Origin of the sequence: Campylobacter sp. RM12642 (assembly GCF_020137635.1) — a bacterium.
GTDB lineage: Bacteria > Campylobacterota > Campylobacteria > Campylobacterales > Campylobacteraceae > Campylobacter_E.
Window position 1 is genome coordinate 1 of record NZ_JACGAT010000006.1, and the last position, 21,984, is coordinate 21,984.

Sequence of the window (21,984 nt, forward strand, 5' to 3'; positions counted from 1 at the left end):
CCCTTAATTTTATTTTTAGCTCGTATCTAAAATCAAATAAATATTTTAAATATTAAATTCACAATATAATTATTTGCAAAAATAGAATTTAAAATTAATGGCACAATATAAAAAATCACAACAAAACTATATTAAATATTAAGTATAAAACTTAGTGAAACTTCTAAATATTTTAACAAAACAAACATATAAAGCAAATAGTTAGAATATAACAAGCAATATTTTCAACTCACGCTACTATTCATAAAAATATATTTAAGTTTTTAAAAATTCTTAAATTATGATTTTGATAAAAATTATGTTGCAATGAGCAAAACAAGCAGTGGTATTTGTAATTTTATATATTTTATGAAAGTAATACAAAAATTATTGCTATTTTTCTTTAAATATCTAAAAAACAAGCATTTGTAACAATATTTTTAATCAAGATTGTTCTAAAGTAACATAATAAAACTCTCTTTATTTTCACTTCACTTAAAATATATTAAATTACCTGTCGCGATTAGATTGGTATTTTATTTCGTTATTAAAATCAATGCAAATTGCTAAATACTCTTTAGGCAAAATAAATTCTTCAAAGCACAAAGCAGTGGAAAATACCCCGCAACTAAGCGTGTTTTCTCCTATTACACTAACTTGAGAGTATTTAAAATCTTTTGTATTTATTATGTGATTTACCCTTTCATATTGTGCTGAAGTTGTTAGCGATTGATTTAAGATTTGCCATTTTTTAATAGCTTCTTGTGGATTTTTAGGATTTTTAATATTTACAAATATTTCTTTATTAGTCTTTAAATCCCCTCCAAAATTAATCACATATTTGTATTTTTCACAAATTTTAGCACATTCATCAACTGCAAATTCTTTAATCACACCACCTAAGTCAATTTTTGTATTTATATCTTCAAATTCTATAAATTTTTTAGATAAAAAATATGAATTTTTACCATATTTTGCATTATTTTTTAATTTTTTATTGATTAGTGTAATATCAAAAGCATAATTAGTAATTTCACTAAGACTTGAGAGTTTTTGCAAAATCATCATAGTTTGCTGGTCTAATTTTATACGATTTTTGTTTTTATTATTAATTTTAGATACCAACGAAGAATTATCAAAATAATTATATTTTAAATGTAGATTTTTACAAAGCTCAAAACATTTAATAGCTAAATTAGAAGCTTCATATTCGCTAGCTTCTAATTTAACAACACATTTTGTGCTAAAGCAAGAAAAAACAAATTCTTTCACTTACTAACTTTTATATTAAATGGAGTTGTTAAGGCTTCTTCACGAATTATTTTGCCGTTTTCACATAGCTTTAATATAACGCTAAATTCCCCACTTAAATCATTTTTTGGTAAAGCAAAAATTTTACCTTTTTCATCAACAAAATCTGCAAACTCATCAGGTAAAAGATACACAATATTTATCCCATCAATATGTTGTGGAAAAATAATATCTGATTTTATTTTTTCTTTTCCACCACTATTTTTCATCTTAATTTTAATATTTTCCATATTTGGTGCAATAAAACTAAAAATATTTGCTTTTAAATTCTCAAATTTATCATCTATGCTAATGCTTTTACCTTTTGATAAATCATAAATATCAATATTTCTACGATTATTAGAAACAATTAATGTATTATTGTCTTTAAATGTAGCGGCATAACTTACATTCCCACCCTTAATACTTCCTGCTAAATACGGCTTATTTTCAATATTAAAAATGCTAGTTTGCCCTAATCTATCTCCAAAAGTATAAGCCAAAGTTTTACCATCTGGACTAATAGCATAAGAGCCAGAATATAAAGCAAAACCTGTATTTGAACATTCTGTTGTATGATTTAATACACTTACTTTACATAGCTTAGAATTATAATTATGTGGTGTTGCATAATAAATATTTTTTGCATCAGGACTTACTAAAAAAGGGCTTGTAGTAGCTTTTATAGGACGACCAAAATATTGTGCGTTAAAATCTGCGATTTTATTTAGTTTAGATTTTTTAATATCGTATTCATAAATGCCTTTATTTTCGCCTTTTAAAAGCACAAATAATCTATCAAGCCTAACATCAGCCTTTACTACATCTTTAATCTTAAAGCTTTTTATCAATTTTAAATTCTTATCAAAAATACTAAAAGTTTCTTTATCATCTAAAGCAATTACACCATCTTTGTATTTTCTAAACAAAAAATATTCACCCTTTAAAAAAGCTAATTCCTTTAAATCACCGCTATTATCTAATTTTATTTTATGTAGTCCTGAATGGTGCAAATATGGTCTAGCATTTTTATTATCTCTTCCTAAATATTTTGGCATAGTATTTACAAAAGCAGTTTTATCATCTATAAATTCTACTTGCTCTACGAAAAGCTCACTTGCCCCACTCCACTCATCATCATCGTTATTATCTGTTTTGCTATCTTCTTTAGCTTTTTCTTGTTTTTTTGCATCGTCGGTAGCTTCTGGATATTTCTTACCTAATTCAGAATGATCAGCATCCTTTATCGCATAAAAATCATTATAAACAATATTGTCATTTTTTAAGTCAAATAACACTATTGATGAATGATAGCTCCCTGCTGCTAGTAATTTATCATCTCTTACACTAATATCTCTAAAATATAAATCAGTTTTTGATTTTCCTTCAAAGTATCTTGCATAATGCCATTTAAAACTATCATCTGGATTTAAAGACTTAATAAGATTTGCTTGAATGCTAGTTTTATTAATACTATCATCATAAATATCAATCATTTCATTTGGTTTTATTACATAACTAGCATTTAAAGAACTTGCTAAAACACAAGCTAAAGTTGAGCTTAAGAATATTCTCTTCATTTAAACTTCCTTTCATAATTATTGATAAGTATTATAATAATTATTATTTAATATAAGTTTAAATATCATTCATTTTTTAGAATTTAAAATAAGCAAAAGCCTATTTTAAATTCCTTTTTTTCTACAAGTTTAAATAATACTCTATTTGTTCTTTTCCAAGAACTCTGATTAAATTCGTGCTACCTGTTTCTCCTACAGGATAACCTGCTGTAATAACATAATTTTTACTCTTATCCATAATGCCTTTTTTTACCCCTACTCTTACACAATTTTGTAAAAGTTCGTGCAAACTACCTGCCTTATCAACCACATAAGCTTCACTAAGACCCCAACAAATACTAAGGCTTTTTAGTGTTTTATCACAATGGCTCATTGTTATTATCTTTGTATCAGGTCTATATCTTGCCATTTTTTTAACACTCGCACCACTACTTGTAAGACAAATCAATGCGTCTGCATTAATATCTTTTGCAAGTTGCACAGCTGATGCTGCGATGGTATCAGTCATATCTCTTTTATCGTGATTAAAATTGCAATATGGATAGATTTTCTCTACTTCGCTAATAGTTGCAGCCATAATGCTAACGGCATTTACAGGGTCAATTCCAACTGCACTTTCTTCGCTAAGCATAACAGCATCAGTTCCATCTAACACAGCATTTGCAACATCGCTTATCTCTGCTCTAGTTGCACTTTTGTTATTTGCTAAAGAAAATAGCATTTGAGTTGCAGTGATTACTGGCTTACCTATTTCGTTAGCTTTTTTGATTATTGATTTTTGTATGCTTGGAACCTTATAAAAAGGAACTTCTATTCCTAAATCCCCACGAGCAACCATTATCCCATCGCTTACATTAAGAATTTCATCTATATTCTCAACAGCGTCAAATTTCTCAATCTTTGCAAAAACAGCGGTTTTATTTCCGTTTTCAGCTAATATTTGCTTAGCATTTTTGATATCATAAGCGTTTTGAACAAAAGATATTGCCATATAATCAACATCATTTTTAACACCCCACAATAAATCATCTTTATCTTTTTTAGTGATTACTTCTATGTTGATTTTTGTATTAGGGAAATTTATACCTTTATTTGACGCTAATTTTCCATCGTTTTGAACTTGGCATTTTAAATAATCTTGCCCTACTTCTTCAACTATTACTTTAATAGAACCATCGCATAAATATATAGCTTCGCTAACTCTTACTGCACCTAGAATTTCATTATAATTTGTGCTTACTTCATAGTGATTTTGCGCTTTTTGATTAGCCTTTATTGTATGTCTATAAATATCTAATCTATCGCCTTTTTTTAATAAAAATGGCTCAGGAAGTTCTAATACCCTAATCTTTGGCCCTGAAATATCTTGTAATACTCCGATATTTTCGCCTAATTCTTCAGCTATTTTTCTTACCTTATCTAAATTCGCTTTGTGGTATTCGTGTGAGCCGTGAGAAAAATTTAAACGAAATACATTAACACCTGCTTTTATCATTTCTCTTATACATTCTTCGCTATCGCTTGCAGGCCCTAAAGTTGCTATTATTTTTGTTTTTTTCATTTTATCCCCTTAGTTCTTTATTGAATAGTTCTTCGTTAAATTCAAGTTTTAAATAATCAACCACCATTCTTAAATCTCTTAAAGCATTTCCCATACAACTAGTCGCACCTGGACTTGGGGTCATATTAAAGATTATTCCTTGATTTTGTGGCACTATACTAGCTTCGCCTAGCATTAATTTCTTTTCAGTTTTGTTTAGCACTTGTGGGCGAACTCCACCAAAACCTTTTGCGTAAGTTATATCATCAGTTGTAAGACTTGGGACGATTTTTCTAGCGTCTTTTACGAAAAGATTTTTATTAAGGTATGGCACTTCAAATAAGAAATTTCTTAAAATATAATTTCTAATAGTGCTATCTTTCATTAAATCAAGCAATATTTTAATAGTAGTTCCATCAAGGCGTAAAGTTGTAAAAAATTCAGGCAAACTCTTAAGCCCGTGATAACGCTCAAGCTTAGGTAATACTAAAGCAGTCGGACCAAAACGAGTATTCATATCACATAAAATATCAGGGTCGCCGTGTAATGCCGCAAAAGGTAATTTTGGATTTTGAACCATATAAACTTTACCATTTAATAAATGCTTTTTAGTCAGATAAAAGCTACCTGCAACAGGCAAACAGGCGTAATCAAGACCATAACCCATCTTATGTGCTAAAAACAATGAATGAGCACCTGCATTTACCACTACGAAATTCGCACTAAATTCAGTCTTGTTAGCACTAATTAGATAAAAAACATCGCCTTTTTTATAAATATTTACAATTTCTTCATTAAAAAACATTTGATTTTCTTGATTAGCTTTCATTGCTTCTTCAGCTAAACTCTCGCTCATTTTGCCAAAATCAACCGTCGTATAACAATCCCCTGCTAATGCACCCATTGCAAATATTTCTTCAGGTCTATCACCACCACCTAAAGCTTCTACTACTTTTGGCTCTATTCTTTTTATTTCTGCTTTGTCAAACTTTCTAATATAAGGATAAATATCTTTAAATTCTTCATATCTTTTTTGCATAAAAGCACATTCTTCTTCACCAACAGCTAAAGCCATTTTTTGATGAGAAAACATAAACTTCTCTTCTGCCTTTACTAATTTTGCGTAATTTACAATCATATCAGCGTTAGGTTTTACTTTTGAAGCTTTTTCATAAGTATAATTTGTCTCTATATCCCCACTATGAATTGTTTGAGAATTACTAGTGCCTTTAGAATTGAGAGTGCTTAATGCGTGATATTTTTCTATTAATGCCACTTTTTTTACATTTGTATATTTGCTAAGCTCATAAAACAAAGCCGCTCCACTAATTCCACCACCAACTACTATAACATCAAAATGTTGTGCCATACTCCATCCTTTTTGTAATTTTTTTAATGATAATTTTATTTATTTATAAATTCAAGTCTTTAATTAATTTTTGCATTCCTTGAAATACTAAATTTTTTTCATTTATTGCGTTTTTAAAAAACTGACTTAAAAAGCTTGCGTCTCCACCAGTTAGATAAATTATCTCATCATTAGCAAAATCATTAATACTATTTACAACACTTGAAATTATCCCGTAGCTAATAGCGTCTTTTGTGGAATTTGGTAACGAATTTAAATCAATAGATGTATTTAATTCATAATCTAATCTACAAGAAATATTCTTATAAGCATTAAGATATGATTGAATACCTGGCAAAATAAATCCGCCTAAATGTTTACCATCACTCATTTTATCAATTGTAATTGCACTACCAGCATCTACAATAATGCCAGAATCAATGCAATAACAAGAAGCAATTCTATCAACACCCAAACCAACATAAGAAGTATTAAGACTAAAATAAGGTTCAAGATTAATATAGTTATTAGGTAGTGTAGAAAAATTAGAATTTACACTTATATAAAATACTTTTTCTTTAAAAGAGTTTGGGATAAAGTCTTTTAACTCTATCCTTTTTGCATGTTCTTCTTTATAAACACAAGCTGTTGTGTTTCCAATATCAATTAAAGTCATTTCAATTCATAGCTTTTGTTGTTATAAAATAAAATATTATCCTTAAAATAAGCACCTGAATCTATTTTAGAATCTAAATTATAAACAGCTAATTCATTTAATTTATCATCTAATTTTATCAAGTATCCATTATGCTCTAAAGCATAAATAAAGTTATTATAAACATAAACATCACTATAGTTTGCATATTTAAATTTAATTTTTGTAATTTCATTTAATAAATAATCAAATTTATAAATTACGCCTTCGTTTGATAAAATATAAATATAATTATCTTTTTCTAAAGCCTTTTTAATATTGATTAGTTTAGTATATGTTTTATTATCAATTATTGTAAATACCTTACTAGAACTTGCTGCGATTAATTTTTCACTATCAGCTTTTAAAAATACAACATTATTAAAAAATTCTTGAGTTCCTACATTTATACTTCTTATAAAAGTATTGGTATTGTTATTGATAACGATTAATTTGCCATCTAAGCTAGGAATTATTATCACATTGTTATTAAAACTAGGATTTGCTAATTTTTTCACCACTCCATTTGCTTGTCCGTAGTTTTCACTAAATAAATATTTTTGTTCTAACAAATCAAATATTATTATATTATTCAAAGCATCAACCATTACAGCCTTATTGCCTTCTGTTGCGATACTTACAATTTTTGCATCAAATTTCTTATCAAAAATTACTTCTTTATCTTTTAAGATTTTTAAAAATCCTAAATCATTAGATAAATATAAGATATTATCTTGTTTGTTAATGATTTCATAGCCTTTAAAATTCTTCAAGATATTCTCATTTTTCGTTTTAATTGTTGTAAGCTTTTGAGTATTTTCTGGCTTATAGTATTGTTTTGAACCTGAACAAGCCGCTAAAAATACTAAAGATAAAGCTATTAAAGAATATTTTTTCATTGGTTACCTTGATAATGTTTTAAATTATTAGCAATTCTTAAAAATACAGAATTTGCACTTATTGAATTAAGTTTTACTTCAGCTTCTTTAATTTTATTATCTTTTAACAACGCATAAGCTTCTTGTATTGTTTTTAAATCTGTTAAGAAAAAATCTGATTTAAATTCTCTAGCTTTATAAATTTCTAACAATAATTTATCCTCATTACTAGGATTAAATTGTAATAATTCATCTAAATATTTTTCATCTAAAAGCACTGCTAAATATAAGTTAGGATTTAAAGATTTTAATTGATTTAATTTATCATTATTTTTAGTAATTAATAGCTCATTATATAAAGCATTTGCTTCTTCTTTTGTTTTTTGTTTTATAGAATCATTAATAGATGTTATAACAAAATAAGCAACAATTACGATTATCAAAAATATAAAAAGAAATTTGTATTTTCTAATAAATCTTTCAACTTTAATGCCAAATTCTTCTACGCTATATGAATTTTCTTTCAAATTAAATTCCTTAAAAATTAATAAAATTAAAGCTGAAATTGTAACAATTTTTCGTAAATCTTGATAAATTTAGTGCTATATTAAATTTTTATTATATAATCAGATGAAATTTTATTAAAGCAAGGTGAACTTATGGTAGTCAATGAAAAGCTATTAGAAAGATTAGAAAAATTATCATCAATTAGGTTAAATGATAATGTAAGAAAAGAACTAATTGCTGATTTTGATGATATTTTAAAATTCGTAGATAATTTAAATGAAATTGATACTAATAATTTAAAAATCAATAATTTAAATTATACTCCACTAAGAGAAGATATACCACAAAAATCAGAAGTTATTGAAGATATTTTAAAAAATGCACCATCTACAAATGGACATTTTTTCTCTGTACCTAAAATCATAGAATAAGGAAAATAAATGGAAGAAAATATTCAAACTCAAGATAGCGTTAATACCATTCAAATGAATGGAATTTTAACATTTATGAAAGAAAATGATGCGAGTGATTTGCACTTTATTCCTGGTAGAAAACCACTTTTAAGAATTCACGGAACTTTGAATGATTTGGAATTTGCTGTTTTAAATTCTGAAATTATTAAAGCTTCTTGTTATAGCATTTTATCAGACGCACAAAAAGCAACCTTAGAAGAAGAAAGAGAACTAGACTTCGCTTATGCAGTTGAAGGAGTAGGGCGTTTTAGGGCAAACTATTACTATGTTGAAGAAGGAAAACTTGCAGCTGCATTTCGTCTAATTCCTGAAAATATCCCTAGTTTAGATGATTTAAAAGCACCACCAATTTTTAAAGAATTAATCAAAAAAGAAAAAGGACTAATTCTTGTAACAGGTCCAACAGGTTCTGGTAAATCAACAACTCTAGCAGCAATGTTAAACGAAATCAACGCAACAGAAAGTAAGCATATTTTAACCATAGAACACCCAGTTGAATTTATGCATAAAAACAAAAAATCAGTATTTTCTTACAGAAACGTTGATATAGATACTAAAAGCTTTCAAACAGCTTTAAAATATGCTTTAAGACAAGACCCTGATATTATCTTAATCGGTGAGATGAGAGATAGAGAAACAATAGCAGCAGCAATTACAGCAGCTGAAACAGGTCACTTAGTATTTGGAACCCTACATACAAACTCAGCTATGCAAACAATCAATCGTATCGTAGATAGCTTTAGTGGTGGAGAGCAAGACCAAATTAGAAATATGTTATCGTTTTCATTACAAGCAGTTATAGCACAAAGCTTAATACCTAAAAAAGGTGGTGGTCGTTTAGCAATTCACGAAATTATGATTAATAATATGGCTATTGCAAACCTTATTCGTGAAAACAAAAACCATCAAATATATTCACAAATGCAGTTAAATCAACAAGGCACAGGTATGAAAACCCAAACACAAAGCTTAGTTGAAGCGGTTCGCTCTGGTTTAATCACTCGTGAGCTTGCTTTAAGATATAGCACTCAATATAATGAGCTAGTGAATTTGATATGAATAGCGGCTTAATACTAGATTGTGTAATAATTGGCGTAACGCTAATTTTAGGTATTGGTGGAATTATTTCAGGACTTATTAAAGAAGGTTTTGGATTAGCTGGTATTTTAGTAGGCGTATATGTAAGCACTAGCAATTCAGAAAAAGTAGGGGCATTAATTAATCAATATGTTTATAAAAGCGATAATGAGCTTTTATTAAACCTATGTGGTTTTGTTATAACTTTAGTTATAGTTTGGGGAATTTTTCTTATTTTAGGAAGAATAATATCAAAACTAGTAGCCTTAAGCGGACTTGGAATAATTGATAAAATTATGGGATTTATATTTTGCGCTGGAAAAATATTTATAATTTTTTCTATAATTGCATCTTGTATAAATGCCTTACCTATAATAAATAGTAAAGTAAACCAATTTTTTGCAAATAGTATGATGTATCCTGTTTTAATTCAAACAGGTGGAGCAATCGCTAATATACAAGCGATTCAAAATACTATAAATACAAAAAAAGAAAATTTATTAAATAATGAATTAAAAGAAGAAAATTCAAAATAAAAGGAGAAAACATGGAAAATATGGAATACGATGTATTATTAGAAGAATTTAAAAAAATTCTAAAAACAAGTGGATTAAAATACACAAAACAAAGAGAAAGTTTATTAAAATTACTTTATAACAATGACGAACACTGCACTCCAGATGAACTTTATGAAGCATTAAAAGAAATGGATCCTAATCAAAACATAGGTATCGCAACAATTTATAGAACTTTAAATCTTTTAGAAGAATCAGGAATGGTAACTTCAATTTCTTTTGGAACTGCAGGTAAAAAATTTGAGCTTGCAAACAAGCCACACCACGACCATATGATTTGTAAATCTTGTAATAAAATTATAGAATTTCAAGATGATATAGTAGAGCAAAGACAATTAAAAATTGCAAAAGAACATGGTTTTAAACTATCAAGCCATTTAATGCAATTATATGGAACTTGCAAAGAATGTCAAAAAAAATAATTTAATATAAAGAAAGGTAAAAATATGTTTGAAAACCCACTAGAACAGCAAAAAATTAGTAAAGCTAACGAACTAAGGTCTTTAGGTATTAATCCTTATTCTCATTTTGTAACAAAACCGATGAGTATAAAAGAATTTAAAGATAAATATGATTTCATAAATGAACTTGAAGAAAAAAAAGCAGAAGAAATCTGTGAATTAATCGGTAGAATTAAATTTATGCGTGATGGTGGGAAAGCCGTTTTTGCGAACATTGAAGACTTTAGTGGCTCAATTCAGATTTATTTTAATAAAAGCACAATTGATGAAAATTGGTTTGATAATATTAAAAAACTCATAGAAGTAGGCGATATTATCAAAGTTCGTGGTTATGCTTTCGTAACAAAAAAAGGCGAATTTAGTATTCATGTAGATAAATTAGATTTAGTTACTAAAAGTATTTGCGTATTACCTGAAAAATTTCACGGCTTAGTGGATATGGAAAGCCGCTATAGACAAAGATATCTTGATATGATTATGAATGCTGAAATTAGACAAGATTTTGTTAATAGAAGTAAGATTGTTTCATTTGTTAGAAGATATTTTGAAAATCTAGGATTTTTAGAAGTTGAAACTCCTATGATGCACGAAATTGCAGGCGGAGCTAACGCAAGACCATTCATTACTCATCATAATACTTTAGGTGTTGATAGATTTTTAAGAATTGCACCTGAACTTTACTTAAAACGCTTAATAGTTGGTGGTTTTGAAGCTGTATTTGAATTAAATCGTTGCTTTAGAAATGAAGGAATGGACCTTACTCACAATCCTGAGTTTAGCACGATTGAGTTTTATTGGGCTTATCATAATTATAAGGATTTAATGAATTTGACTGAAGATTTATTAAGCAAATTAATAGCTCACTTAGGACTTAGCACTACTATTACATACGATGATAAGCAAATAGATTTTAGCACTCCATTTGCAAAAATTCCATATAAAGATGCCTTAGTTCAAATAGGTGGTATTGATGCTGCTATAGTAAATGATAAAGCTGCAATTTTAAAGAAATTAAAGGCTGATGGATTTGAAGCAAATGAAAAATTAGATTTAGGACATTTACAAGCAGAATTATTTGATAATTATGTAGAAGATAAACTTATAAATCCTACATTTATTACGGATTTTCCAGTATCAATTAGTCCATTAAGTAGAAGAAGTGATGAAAATCCTGAAATAGCTGAGAGATTTGAATTATTTATAGCTGGAAAAGAACTAGCAAATGGATTTAATGAATTAAATGACCCACTTGATCAATACGAAAGATTTTTGGCTCAAGTAGAAGCTAAAAAAGCTGGAAATGACGAAGCATGCGAAATGGATGAAGATTTCGTAAATGCGTTAGGGTTTGGTATGGCACCAACTGCAGGTGAGGGCATAGGAATTGATAGACTTGTTATGATGCTAACTAACAAAAAATCAATCAAAGATGTAATATTATTCCCTGCTATGCGTCCTAAAAAGGATTGATAATTTCAATTTGTGAATGATTACTAGCGAGAATTTATATAAAAAAAAGGGGTTAAGATGATATTTGATACAGAAATTAATGAAATTATAAAAGAAGAATTTAAAAGACAAAATGAGAATTTAGAAATGATTGCTAGTGAGAATTTCACTTTTCCTGAAGTTATGATGGCTACAGGTAGTATTCTTACAAATAAATACGCAGAAGGCTATCCATCAAAAAGATATTATGGTGGTTGTGAAATCGTTGATAAAGCAGAAGTTTTAGCAATTGAGCGTTGTAAAAAATTATTTAATTGTAATTACGCAAATGTTCAACCCCATTCAGGCTCACAAGCAAATCAAGGTGCATACGCAGCATTATTAAATCCAGGAGATATTATTTTAGGAATGGATTTAAGTGCAGGTGGGCATTTAACTCACGGCTCAAAGGTAAATGCAAGTGGCAAAGTATATACTAGCTATAGCTACGGAGTAGATGAAAATGGTTATTTAAATTACGATGAAATTGAAAAAATTGCCCTAGAAGTAAAACCAAAATTAATAGTTTGTGGTGCTAGTGCTTATGCTAGAATAATTGATTTTGAAAGATTTCGTAAAATTGCTGATAAAGTAGGAGCATTTTTATTAGCTGATATTGCACATATTGCCGGTCTTGTAGTAGCTAATCTTCACCCAAGTCCATTTCCACACGCTCACATAGTAACTTCAACAACTCATAAAACTCTAAGAGGGCCAAGAGGTGGGATAATAATGACTAATGATGAAGAACTTGCAAAAAAAATAAATTCAGCAATCTTTCCTAACCTTCAAGGTGGTCCATTAATGCATATTATTGCAGCAAAAGCAGTTGGATTTAAATATAATCTTGATGAAAGTTGGAAAACATACGCTAATCAAGTTATAAAAAATTGCAAGGTATTAGCCGATGAATTGCTAAAAGAAGGATTTAAATTAGTAAGTGGTGGAACTGACAATCACTTGTTGTTAATGGATTTTAGTGATTGTGAATTTAGTGGAAAAGATGCTCAAATAGCATTAGAAAAAGCAGGTATTACAGCTAATAAAAATAGCGTTCCTAACGAAAAGCGTTCTCCTTTTATTACAAGTGGATTAAGACTTGGCACTGCTGCACTTAGTGCTCGTGGTATGAAAGAAGAAGAAATGAAAATAATAGCACAGACAATAAGCCTAGTGCTAAAGAATTTAAATAACGATGAAATTATAAAAAAAGCAAAAGAAACTACGCTAAAATTAAGCGAAAATTTCCCATTATATAAGGACTTAAAATGTTAACAAGCAATGAATTAGCCTTAATTAAAATGATTAATTCACATTATTTTATAAAAAGAGATACTATAGTAAGCAAAATTGAGCATAAAGGTAGAACTTTTTTTAATAAGTATGAAAGAGTTAATGAGTTTTTATCTCCAAGCTTAATAAGAGAACATTCAGAAGGTAAAATAACAATAGCTCACAATTTAATAAACGCACAAGATAAAGTAGAAAATATAGTATTTGACTACAATGGTTTTAATACTGAAAAATTTTGGCATAGAGCTCAATTATTATTAAGAGAAGAAGGTTTTATTAATTTCACAGCTTATAAAAGCAAAACGCCAGGTCATCTTCATTTATATATTCACAAAGGTCATACTGCATTTGCCGAAGGTTGTGGATTAGCTAATAAACTAAGTGCAATGTTGGCTCAAAAAATGCCCGTTGAATGGAGAGTATTTCCAACACTTGATATGCCTAAGGAATACAATATTTTAGCATTACCTTATGAAATTTATCAAAAAGAGCGTGGGGCATCTTGGTCAAAACATATGTAAAGGATTGAAAATGCAAGAACACAATAAATTTGAAGATTTAGTTTTAGAAAGTAACAACAAAAAGAATAAACAAAAACAAATGTTATTTAAGATAATTATAGGCATAATAGTTTTTCTAATTGCCTTAATTATATATAAATTAATAAGCAATGGAGATAGTCAAAAAAGCCCATTACCACCGATAGAACCTAATGCTACATTTGAACAAAAAGCTCAAGATAATGAAGTTTTTGAGAATTTAAAAAGTGAAAATGATGGTTTTAGTGATGATTTTACATCTTTAGAAGAAAGATTAAAAAAAGAAAATAATATAGTAGAACCAGAACCTAAAAAATCTCAAGAAGTTCAAAATGTTGTAAAAGAATTAGCAAAAGCAAATCAACAACCTACGCCAGCACTTGAAACTCCTAAAGAAGAAGTAAAACCTGCTGTAGTTGAAGAGAAAAAGCCTGTGGTTGTAGAAGAGAAAAAACAAGCTACTCAAACAACAAAACAAGAAAACTCAGTATTTGATACATTAAATGTTAAAAAGCCAGTTGCTCAACAAGAAAAACCAGCAAATAAAGCACCTACTACAAGTGATAATGGAAGCTATATTCAAGTATATGCAGGTAAAAATATTGACCTAAAATCACACGAAATTAAAAAACTAGATACGCTAGGATTACAATATAAAGTAGTTACTGATAATAAAGGTATGAGTAGAGTAATTGTAGGACCTTATTCAAATTCTGATAAAGCAAATGCCTTAAAATTTGTAAGAGATAATGTGAAAAAAGACGCATTTTATTATCATGCAAAATAATATTTACGGAGTGATAGGAAATCCTATCGCTCACTCAAAATCTCCTATAATTCATAATCTATGGTATGAAAGATTAAATATAAATGCTAATTATGAGAAAATTTTAGTAGAAAATCCAAATGATTTAAAAAACACAATTTTAAAATATAAAGGTGTTAATGTAACTTTGCCTTATAAAGAAGAAGTTGCAATACTAGCAAATTATAAAGATGAAGGCGTTATAAACACAAAAGCAGCAAATACTATAATAAATGATAATGGAACTTTAAAAGCTTATAATACTGATATATTTGGGTTTTATGAACCTATAAAAAATTATAAAATAAACAATGCCTTAATAATAGGGGCAGGTGGGGCTGCTAGGGCTGTTTATTATTCTTTAGCAAAAAATAATATAAAAACTAAAGTAATTAATAGAAGTAAAAAAGATGATTTTTTATGCGAAGTTCATACTATATTAGATGAATTTGAATTTGATTTAATTATAAACTCAACAAGCGCAAGTTTAAAAAATCTACTACCTTTAGAAGAAAATCTTTTAGAAAAACTAGCAAAAAATACAAAAATTGCTTATGATTTAGCATATAATCACGATATATTTTTAGATTTTTGTAAGTTAAAAAATCCAAATATTATTACTCAAGATGGGCTTGATATGCTTATTTTTCAAGCAGCCCTTGCTTTTGAATATTTTTGTGGAATTTATCCTAACGAAGATTTAATAAATGAAGCAAGAGAACTTATTAAATAAGAGTATAAAAGGACTAAAATCATATATTTTTGGCTATGAAAACGAACAAAAAGCTAAAAAATACTTAGAAAAAAATAATTTTAAAATAATTAAAACGAATTATAAAACCAAATTTGGAGAAATTGACATAATCGCTTTAAAGGATAAAACCTTGCATTTTATTGAAGTAAAATCAAGCAAAAATTATGAAAGCGAATATTATTTAACACCAAAAAAATTAGAAAGAATTATAAAATCTATTTATATTTTTAATCAACATTATGAAGATTACAATAATTTAAATTATTGCATAGATTTAATAGCAATAAACGATAATAACATTAATTATGTAGAAAATATAACATAGAAAAAATGATAATTTGAGATTTAAATTCTCAAATTAATCCTAAAAATTTCTTGATAGAATATTTTAAATCTTCATCATCTAAATTATTCATAGCCCACAACAAATATCCATTATCAACAGCTCTAACCTCATCAAAACTTTTGCCCTTGTATTTGCCAAAGCTAAATTTAGTGCTAATTAATGGGGCTTTTGTAATTTCGTGCAATTCTTCATAATTTTTATGTTTTAATAATTCATCTAATAATAATTTCATAACCAAAACATCACCTATCGCATCATGAGCTTTTATAATTATTCCTAATTTTTGTGCCTCTTCTTGCTCAATTTTATAAAGCCCTAAAAAATATCTTAAATATTGCAATCTGTGATGATTAAAGTCAGGAAAAATAGCCTTAGCGCACTTATAAGTATCAATTAATTTAAAATTATTTTGAAAGCCTTCTTTTTCTAACATTCCTAAATCAAACTTAATATTATGAGCTATTAAGTAATTTTCGTTTGAATTAAGCTCATTTAACATTTTTGAAAATTTCGTTTCACTAAATTTTGGCTTATTAATAAGCATTTCAGGGGTTATATTATGAACTTCCATAGCTTCAAAAGAAATCTTTACTTCACTACTGCATAATTCATCAAATACTAAAACTTTTCTTTCTTGTATATTGTCAAAAATATTTTCAGCATATTCTATTTCATTAAATTCATATTTTTCACTATCAATTACCAAAGCACCTACTTGAATAATCCTATCTAATTCTGTATTTCCTGTAGTTTCTGTATCAAATAAAACATATTTCATAATTATCCTTAAAAGTTTTTTTAATTCTAACAAGTAAGTTTAAAAAGTAGGTTGAATAAAAGGGATTATTAAAATCCCTTGTAGCGTTTTAAATTCTCATCAATTTTGATTTTTTCTCCGTTTTCATCAACATTTACATAAGTTAAAAGTGCACTTGTAACAGGCACACAAACTCCATATAATTTAGGAGTGCAGCGTTCAGCGATAACTTCTACTTGAACTTGTATTGATGTGCTTCCAACTTTTACAATATCAGCATAAAAGCTCACAATGTCTCCAACATAAACAGGTTTTTTAAAGGTCATTTGTTCAACTGCGATAGTAACTACTCTACCATTTGCTATTTCTTTAGCTGCAACTGCACCAGCTAAATCTATTTGACTCATTATCCAACCACCAAAAATATTGCCTGCAGGATTTGTATCTTTTGGCATAGCAACTAATCTAAGCCTTGCTTCTTTTAATTCTTTCATATATTCTCCTTATAAAAAAATGTAAATATTAAACATAAAAGATTAAAATTGTCGTTTTTAAATTGAAAATTTTCATCAAAATTACAATTTTTTACAAAAATTTTAAAAAAATTGAAAAAATTTTTATAATTTAAGAAAACTTTAAGAATTTTCACATATAATAACGGCTTTTACATCACAAGAAAAAACTTCTTGAAAGGCCCATTCGTCTAGCGGTTAGGACATCGCCCTTTCACGGCGGTAACACGAGTTCGAGTCTCGTATGGGTCACCAATCCTCCTTTATGTTTATTTAATTTAATGAAAAAAATCCTTTTTTACCTTACCCCTGTGAGATAATAACTCAAAATAAAAAAGGATTTTTTTATGATTAAAGACGCGATATCTGGACTTCAGATTTTATTCGTAGCCTTTGGTGCAATGGTATTAGTTCCTTTACTTACCGGACTAAATCCTGCAATGGCTCTTTTAGGTGCTGGGTGCGGAACGATTATTTTTCAAATCATTACGAAATTTAAAGTTCCTATCTATCTTGGCTCATCATTTGCATTCATAACCCCTATAATTTATTCTATGAAAGAATGGGGAATTAATTCAACTATGTTTGCTTTGTTTTGCACAGGATTTGTTTATTTTATCTTTGCTGCAATTATCAAAACAAAAGGCGAGAGTTTTATTAGCAAACTTTTTCCCGCAGTTGTAATTGGCCCTGTAATTATCGTAATAGGTCTTAGCGTTGCTGTAAGTGCGGCTGGAATGGCTATGGGTATGAGTGGTTCAACTCAAGTAATTGATAAAGATATAGCTTTAATGCTTTCTACTTTTTCATTCTTAGTTACTATTGTAATTGCTATTTTTGGCTCAAAAATGTTTAAATTAGTTCCTATTTTAATAGGTGCTATTTGTGGATATATTTTAGCCTTTATTTTAGGCTATGTTGATACTAGTGCAATTAAAGCTGCACCTTGGTTTGCAATACCACATTTTGAAACACCTAGCATTAATTTTAGTGCAGCAATTTTTATGATACCTGTTGCAATTGCTCCTGTAATTGAGCATATTGGTGCAGTTATGGCAATAGGTGCAGTAACTAAAAAAGATTACACAAAAGACCCAGGTCTTCATAGAACTTTAAGCGGAGATGGTGTTGGAGTTTGTGTTGCAGGTTTAATAGGTGGTCCTCCAGTTACAACTTATTCAGAAGTTACAGGTGCAATAATGATTACAAAAAACGCACAAGTTAAAATTATGACTTGGGCTGCAATATTTGCAATATTACTTGCATTTGTGGGTAAATTTAATGCTATTTTACAATCAATTCCATTACCTGTAATGGGTGGAGTTATGATACTTTTATTTGGAACAATTGCTAGTCTTGGGATTAAAACCTTAGTTGATGCTAAAATAGATTTAACTAATAATAAAAACCTAGTAATTATTAGCTCTACTTTGATTGTAGGTGTTGGTGGGCTTAGTGCTAGTTTTGGAAGCGTTTCGTTTTCAGGAGTTGGACTTAGTGCCTTACTTGCAATCATTCTAAATCTAATCTTACCTAATAAACAAGATTAATTATTAATTCAAATTCTTTTTAGAATTTGAATTATTATTTTTTAATTTTTTCTTAAATTCTAAAATTTGTTACGAAACTTAACACTTTTTAAAAAAATTATCCATTTTCAATTATTTCAAATTGTAACTTTGTTAAAATCTAACATTTTTTTATGGAGGTTAAAAATGGATTTATTTTTATCACTTACAGGCTTTATTGGGCTTGGATTTATTGTATGGCTACTCTTAAAAGATAAAACCACTCCTGCGATAGCATTTATTTTAGTTAGCTTTGTAGTTGCTGCAATGCTTATGATAATGGATTATTGTGGGTTAGAAGTCGGAAAAGCTTTAGGAGTTAAAGGAGATGTTTTAAACTTTAAAGCAATGAAAGGCTTTATAAAAGATGGTGTAAACACCGTTAGCGATACAGCGGCTTTATTTGTATTTTCTATTCTTTTTTTTAGTGTGCTTAGTGCTAGTGGATTTTTTAATAAAATTATTAATTTCTTACTTAGCAAAGTTACACCAAATGTATTTGTAATCACAATTCTTACTTCACTTATGGCAATGTTTGTTCATCTTGATGGTAGTGGAGCAGCTACATTTTTAATAGTTATTCCAGCTATGCTTCCAATTTATGAAAGACTTGGAATGAGAAAATCATCGCTTTTATTAATTTGTGCTAGTGCAATGGGTGTTATGAATGTTCTTCCTTGGGGAGGTCCAACTCTAAGAGCTGCAACGGTTATTAAAGCTGACGCGAATGATTTATGGCATCAATTAATCCCTATGCAAGTTTTAGGTCTTGTTTTAGCACTAGCTTTAGCTATTTTTATCGGTTATCAAGAAAAAAGGCGTGGTGCTGGTGGTAATCTTGAAGGAATTAAACTTGAAATTGAAAAAAGCGAATTTCAAAACGATAAATTTTTCTTAGTAAATGTATTTTTACTAATAGCTGTTATTGCTGCTTTAGTAATTAATGTATTACCTTCTTATGTTTGCTTTATGATAGGTTTTGCAATTGCGTTGCCACTAAATTATCCTAATTTAAAAATAGCTAAAAAAGTTTTAGATAAAGCAAGTGGTGGAGCAATAATGATGTATATTACTTTAATTGGTGCAGGAATTTTAATTGGTGTATTTGATAAAAGTGGAATTATGAATAAAATGGGAGCTTCAATTCTAACTCTTGTGCCTAATGAATATGGTAATTTAATTCCTTTAGTAGTAGGCTTACTTGCTGTTCCTATGGCATTAATCTTTTGCACGGATTCTTATTTTTATGGCGTTATGCCTGTGGTTTTAAGCGTTACAAATGCTTTTGGAATTGACCCAATGAACCTTGCTATTATTATGGTTTTAGCTAGAAATTGTGCTACATTTATAAGCCCTGTTGTTCCTGCTACATTGCTTGGATGTGGTCTTGCTGATGTATCTATAAAAGACCATATTAAACGCTCATTCTTTTATATTTGGGCAATTAGTATTATTTGCTTAATTTTTGGATATATTGCAGGAATAATCCCACACTTATTTTAATATCTCTCCTAAGAGAGATATTAGATATTTGCTAGTATATTTTGAGCTTTCTTAATTACTGGCAAATCTATCATATTGCCTTTATAATTAAATACAATATCATCAGTATTTTTTGCCAATTCTACTATTTCTTTAGCCCATAGAATTTGTTCTTTAGTAGGACTAAATACTTGATTGATTATTGGAATTTGATTTGGATGAATGCTTAAAGACCCGCCAAAACCCATAGAAGATACAAATTCTAATTCAGATTTTAAACCAATTTCATCTTTAATATCAGGATATACTCCATTAATTGGTGGTAATAATTTATATTTTGCACTTTTTATCACTATTTGATTTCTTATGTGATTTAATAAATTTTCTCTTCCACTGCCTTCTTTTAATCCTAATTCTAAAGAAATATCTAAAGCACCAAAACTTAATAATTTAATTAATTTTGAACTTGCAATATCATCTAAATTATCAACGCCCAAAGCACTTTCAATAATTGGAATTATTATTAAATCTTTAAAATCTTTAAATAATTCAAATTCTTTTGAACTCTCACTCTTAGGCAATACAATTGCATATAATTTTTTCATTTTATTTAATTCATCTAATAATTTCATATCATCATTAAAATATTCACTCTTAGTATCATTAATTCTTATAAAAAAATTAGCATCTGTATTGTTTGCAAATTCTAAAATATTAGCCCTGCCTTTATCTTTTTGATTAGGGCTAATTGAATCTTCTAAATCAATAATAATATAATCAGCTCCGCTATTTAAAGCCTTATTAAATCTATCATTTTTAATTGATGGAACAAACAAAAAACTCTTAGTTTTCATCTCTTACCTTTATTATGTTTTTTGATTGTAATTGAGAAATCTCATCTTTAAATCCAAATTCTTTTAAGATTTTATAAGTATGTTCTCCTAACGCTGGGATTTTATCCATTCTAGGCTCATAATTATTATTTGTAGCCGGTGGCAATAATGCTGGGATTTTACCTACTTCAGTATCAACTTCTCTCCATCTATTTCTACTTTTTAATTGAGAGTGATTCCACACATCTTTTAATTCATTTACATTACCATTTGCAATTTTTGCTTTTTCTAATCTATCCACAACATCTTTTGCTGTTAGATTTTTAAATTTATTTTCTATTATTTCTTTAATCTTTTGTGCGTTTTTTGTTCTTAATGTATTGTTTTTAAATTCTTCATCATTAATTAAGCTTTCATCTTCTAATACAATCTTACAAAAATTACTCCATTCTCTTTCATTTTGAAGACCAAACATAACAACATTACCATCACCAGCCTTATAAGGACCATAAGGAGTAATACTAGCGTGAAAAGCACCTTTTTTAATAGGCGGATTAGCACCCTTATAAGTATAATATATTGGATACCCCATCCATTCAGCCATACATTCTAACATTGATATTTCTATTCTTGAGCCTTTATTTGTTTTTTCAAGATATAAAAGTGCTTGTAAAATCCCACTATAAGCATACATTCCAGCAGATATATCAGCTATACTAATTGGCACTTTTACACACTCATCACCATTTCCTGTTATAGATACTAAGCCACTTTCTGATTGAATTAATAAATCATAAGCTTTTTTGTGTTCGTATTCTCCACCTTCTCCATAGCCAGAAATATCACAAACAATCATTTTTGGATTATATTTAATTAAATTTTCATAATCTAATCCTAGTCTTTTTGCAGCCCCAAATGCTAGATTTTGAACGAAAATATCCACCTTAGGTAAAATTGATTTTATTATTTTCATACCTTCTTCAGTTTTTAAATCAATAGCTAAACTCTCCTTACTTCTATTAGTCCATACAAAATGACTTGCAAGTCCATCTACTCTAGTATCATATCCTCTTGCCAAATCCCCTACATCAGGGCGTTCTATCTTAATAACTCTAGCACCTAAATCAGCTAATTGTCTAGTGCAAAATGGTGCTGCTATTGCTTGTTCTATACTTAATACTAATTTTCCTTCTAATGGCAACATT

At 28.4% G+C, this 21,984-nt stretch carries 23 protein-coding genes and 1 tRNA gene; 13 read left to right on the plus strand and 11 right to left on the minus strand.

Going from position 1 to position 21,984, the window contains the following annotated elements; all coding sequences use genetic code 11:
- Positions 1 to 489: 489 nt before the first annotated feature.
- From AVBRAN12642_RS03500 to AVBRAN12642_RS03530, 7 genes are all read right to left on the minus strand, one after another.
- Entirely contained in the window at positions 490 to 1,251 is a 762-nt protein-coding gene (locus AVBRAN12642_RS03500; protein ID WP_336607948.1) for an FAD:protein FMN transferase, read from the minus strand.
- Positions 1,248 to 2,849 (minus strand): hypothetical protein, encoded by a 1,602-nt coding sequence (locus AVBRAN12642_RS03505; protein WP_336607949.1) that lies wholly within the window; start codon positions 2,847 to 2,849, stop codon positions 1,248 to 1,250. The genes AVBRAN12642_RS03500 and AVBRAN12642_RS03505 overlap by 4 nt, the downstream gene beginning before the upstream one ends.
- Positions 2,850 to 2,970: 121 nt before the next feature.
- Positions 2,971 to 4,410: a pyruvate kinase gene (gene pyk, locus AVBRAN12642_RS03510; RefSeq protein ID WP_336607950.1), complete on the minus strand. Its 1,440-nt coding sequence runs from the start codon at positions 4,408 to 4,410 to the stop codon at positions 2,971 to 2,973.
- 1 nt (position 4,411) lies between these two features.
- The gene (locus AVBRAN12642_RS03515; RefSeq protein WP_214150335.1) at positions 4,412 to 5,758 is read right to left on the minus strand and encodes an FAD-dependent oxidoreductase; all 1,347 of its coding nucleotides are present in this window, start codon (positions 5,756 to 5,758) and stop codon (positions 4,412 to 4,414) included.
- 43 nt (positions 5,759 to 5,801) lie between these two features.
- Positions 5,802 to 6,413: a type III pantothenate kinase gene (locus tag AVBRAN12642_RS03520; RefSeq protein ID WP_214119659.1), complete on the minus strand. Its 612-nt coding sequence runs from the start codon at positions 6,411 to 6,413 to the stop codon at positions 5,802 to 5,804.
- A complete protein-coding gene (locus tag AVBRAN12642_RS03525) occupies positions 6,410 to 7,330 on the minus strand; it encodes a hypothetical protein (RefSeq protein ID WP_214116217.1) in 921 nt (306 codons plus the stop codon). Before AVBRAN12642_RS03525 ends, AVBRAN12642_RS03520 begins: the two co-directional genes overlap by 4 nt.
- Positions 7,327 to 7,836, minus strand: coding sequence for a hypothetical protein (locus AVBRAN12642_RS03530; protein WP_214116215.1), 510 nt, complete (start codon positions 7,834 to 7,836; stop codon positions 7,327 to 7,329). Before AVBRAN12642_RS03530 ends, AVBRAN12642_RS03525 begins: the two co-directional genes overlap by 4 nt.
- Before the next feature lie 132 nt (positions 7,837 to 7,968).
- Between AVBRAN12642_RS03530 and gatC the strand changes: the two genes are divergently transcribed.
- From gatC to AVBRAN12642_RS03580, 10 genes are read left to right on the plus strand one after another with little or no spacing between them, the layout of a single operon-like run.
- A complete protein-coding gene (gene gatC, locus AVBRAN12642_RS03535; RefSeq protein WP_214116213.1) occupies positions 7,969 to 8,247 on the plus strand; it encodes an Asp-tRNA(Asn)/Glu-tRNA(Gln) amidotransferase subunit GatC in 279 nt (92 codons plus the stop codon).
- 54 nt (positions 8,248 to 8,301) lie between these two features.
- The gene (locus AVBRAN12642_RS03540) at positions 8,302 to 9,348 is read left to right on the plus strand and encodes a type IV pilus twitching motility protein PilT (protein WP_275592004.1); all 1,047 of its coding nucleotides are present in this window, start codon (positions 8,302 to 8,304) and stop codon (positions 9,346 to 9,348) included.
- The gene (locus AVBRAN12642_RS03545) at positions 9,345 to 9,902 is read left to right on the plus strand and encodes a CvpA family protein (protein ID WP_214116211.1); all 558 of its coding nucleotides are present in this window, start codon (positions 9,345 to 9,347) and stop codon (positions 9,900 to 9,902) included. Before AVBRAN12642_RS03540 ends, AVBRAN12642_RS03545 begins: the two co-directional genes overlap by 4 nt.
- Before the next feature lie 11 nt (positions 9,903 to 9,913).
- Entirely contained in the window at positions 9,914 to 10,363 is a 450-nt protein-coding gene (locus AVBRAN12642_RS03550) for a Fur family transcriptional regulator (protein ID WP_214116209.1), read from the plus strand.
- Positions 10,364 to 10,387: 24 nt separating this feature from the next.
- Complete coding sequence (gene lysS, locus AVBRAN12642_RS03555) at positions 10,388 to 11,872, plus strand: lysine--tRNA ligase (RefSeq protein WP_336607951.1); 1,485 nt, start codon at positions 10,388 to 10,390, stop codon at positions 11,870 to 11,872.
- 57 nt (positions 11,873 to 11,929) lie between these two features.
- Entirely contained in the window at positions 11,930 to 13,165 is a 1,236-nt protein-coding gene (gene glyA, locus AVBRAN12642_RS03560; protein ID WP_336607952.1) for a serine hydroxymethyltransferase, read from the plus strand.
- On the plus strand, positions 13,159 to 13,704 hold the full coding sequence (locus tag AVBRAN12642_RS03565; protein ID WP_214116202.1) for a DUF1882 domain-containing protein: 546 nt from the start codon (positions 13,159 to 13,161) through the stop codon (positions 13,702 to 13,704). Before glyA ends, AVBRAN12642_RS03565 begins: the two co-directional genes overlap by 7 nt.
- Positions 13,705 to 13,714: 10 nt before the next feature.
- The gene (locus tag AVBRAN12642_RS03570; RefSeq protein ID WP_214119973.1) at positions 13,715 to 14,509 is read left to right on the plus strand and encodes an SPOR domain-containing protein; all 795 of its coding nucleotides are present in this window, start codon (positions 13,715 to 13,717) and stop codon (positions 14,507 to 14,509) included.
- Positions 14,499 to 15,260 carry a shikimate dehydrogenase gene (locus tag AVBRAN12642_RS03575; protein WP_336607953.1) on the plus strand — a complete coding sequence of 254 codons (762 nt, stop codon included), beginning with the start codon at positions 14,499 to 14,501 and terminating at the stop codon, positions 15,258 to 15,260. Before AVBRAN12642_RS03570 ends, AVBRAN12642_RS03575 begins: the two co-directional genes overlap by 11 nt.
- Positions 15,235 to 15,606, plus strand: a complete 372-nt coding sequence (locus tag AVBRAN12642_RS03580; protein ID WP_336607954.1) for a YraN family protein — start codon at positions 15,235 to 15,237, stop codon at positions 15,604 to 15,606. Before AVBRAN12642_RS03575 ends, AVBRAN12642_RS03580 begins: the two co-directional genes overlap by 26 nt.
- A 28-nt stretch (positions 15,607 to 15,634) precedes the next feature.
- Here AVBRAN12642_RS03580 and AVBRAN12642_RS03585 read toward each other — a convergent pair whose 3' ends face one another.
- Together AVBRAN12642_RS03585 and AVBRAN12642_RS03590 are read right to left on the minus strand one after the other, a co-directional pair.
- Complete coding sequence (locus AVBRAN12642_RS03585; RefSeq protein WP_214119975.1) at positions 15,635 to 16,408, minus strand: exonuclease domain-containing protein; 774 nt, start codon at positions 16,406 to 16,408, stop codon at positions 15,635 to 15,637.
- A 65-nt stretch (positions 16,409 to 16,473) separates the two neighbouring features.
- Complete coding sequence (locus tag AVBRAN12642_RS03590; RefSeq protein WP_214116195.1) at positions 16,474 to 16,878, minus strand: acyl-CoA thioesterase; 405 nt, start codon at positions 16,876 to 16,878, stop codon at positions 16,474 to 16,476.
- 198 nt (positions 16,879 to 17,076) lie between these two features.
- On the opposite strand from AVBRAN12642_RS03590, the gene AVBRAN12642_RS03595 reads away from it, so the two are divergent.
- The 3 genes from AVBRAN12642_RS03595 (at position 17,077) to AVBRAN12642_RS03605 (ending at position 19,967) form a co-directional block, all read left to right on the plus strand.
- Positions 17,077 to 17,151: transfer RNA gene (locus AVBRAN12642_RS03595), tRNA-Glu, on the plus strand.
- Between the two features lie 92 nt (positions 17,152 to 17,243).
- The gene (locus tag AVBRAN12642_RS03600) at positions 17,244 to 18,446 is read left to right on the plus strand and encodes a uracil-xanthine permease family protein (RefSeq protein ID WP_214116193.1); all 1,203 of its coding nucleotides are present in this window, start codon (positions 17,244 to 17,246) and stop codon (positions 18,444 to 18,446) included.
- Between the two features lie 165 nt (positions 18,447 to 18,611).
- Positions 18,612 to 19,967, plus strand: coding sequence for a CitMHS family transporter (locus tag AVBRAN12642_RS03605; RefSeq protein ID WP_214149941.1), 1,356 nt, complete (start codon positions 18,612 to 18,614; stop codon positions 19,965 to 19,967).
- 20 nt (positions 19,968 to 19,987) lie between these two features.
- On the opposite strand, the gene AVBRAN12642_RS03610 is transcribed toward AVBRAN12642_RS03605, so the two are convergent.
- Positions 19,988 to 20,800, minus strand: a complete 813-nt coding sequence (locus tag AVBRAN12642_RS03610) for an HpcH/HpaI aldolase/citrate lyase family protein (protein ID WP_214116190.1) — start codon at positions 20,798 to 20,800, stop codon at positions 19,988 to 19,990.
- Positions 20,790 to 21,983, minus strand: coding sequence for a CaiB/BaiF CoA transferase family protein (locus AVBRAN12642_RS03615; RefSeq protein WP_336607955.1), 1,194 nt, complete (start codon positions 21,981 to 21,983; stop codon positions 20,790 to 20,792). The genes AVBRAN12642_RS03610 and AVBRAN12642_RS03615 overlap by 11 nt, the downstream gene beginning before the upstream one ends.
- Between the last annotated feature and the right edge of the window lies 1 nt (position 21,984).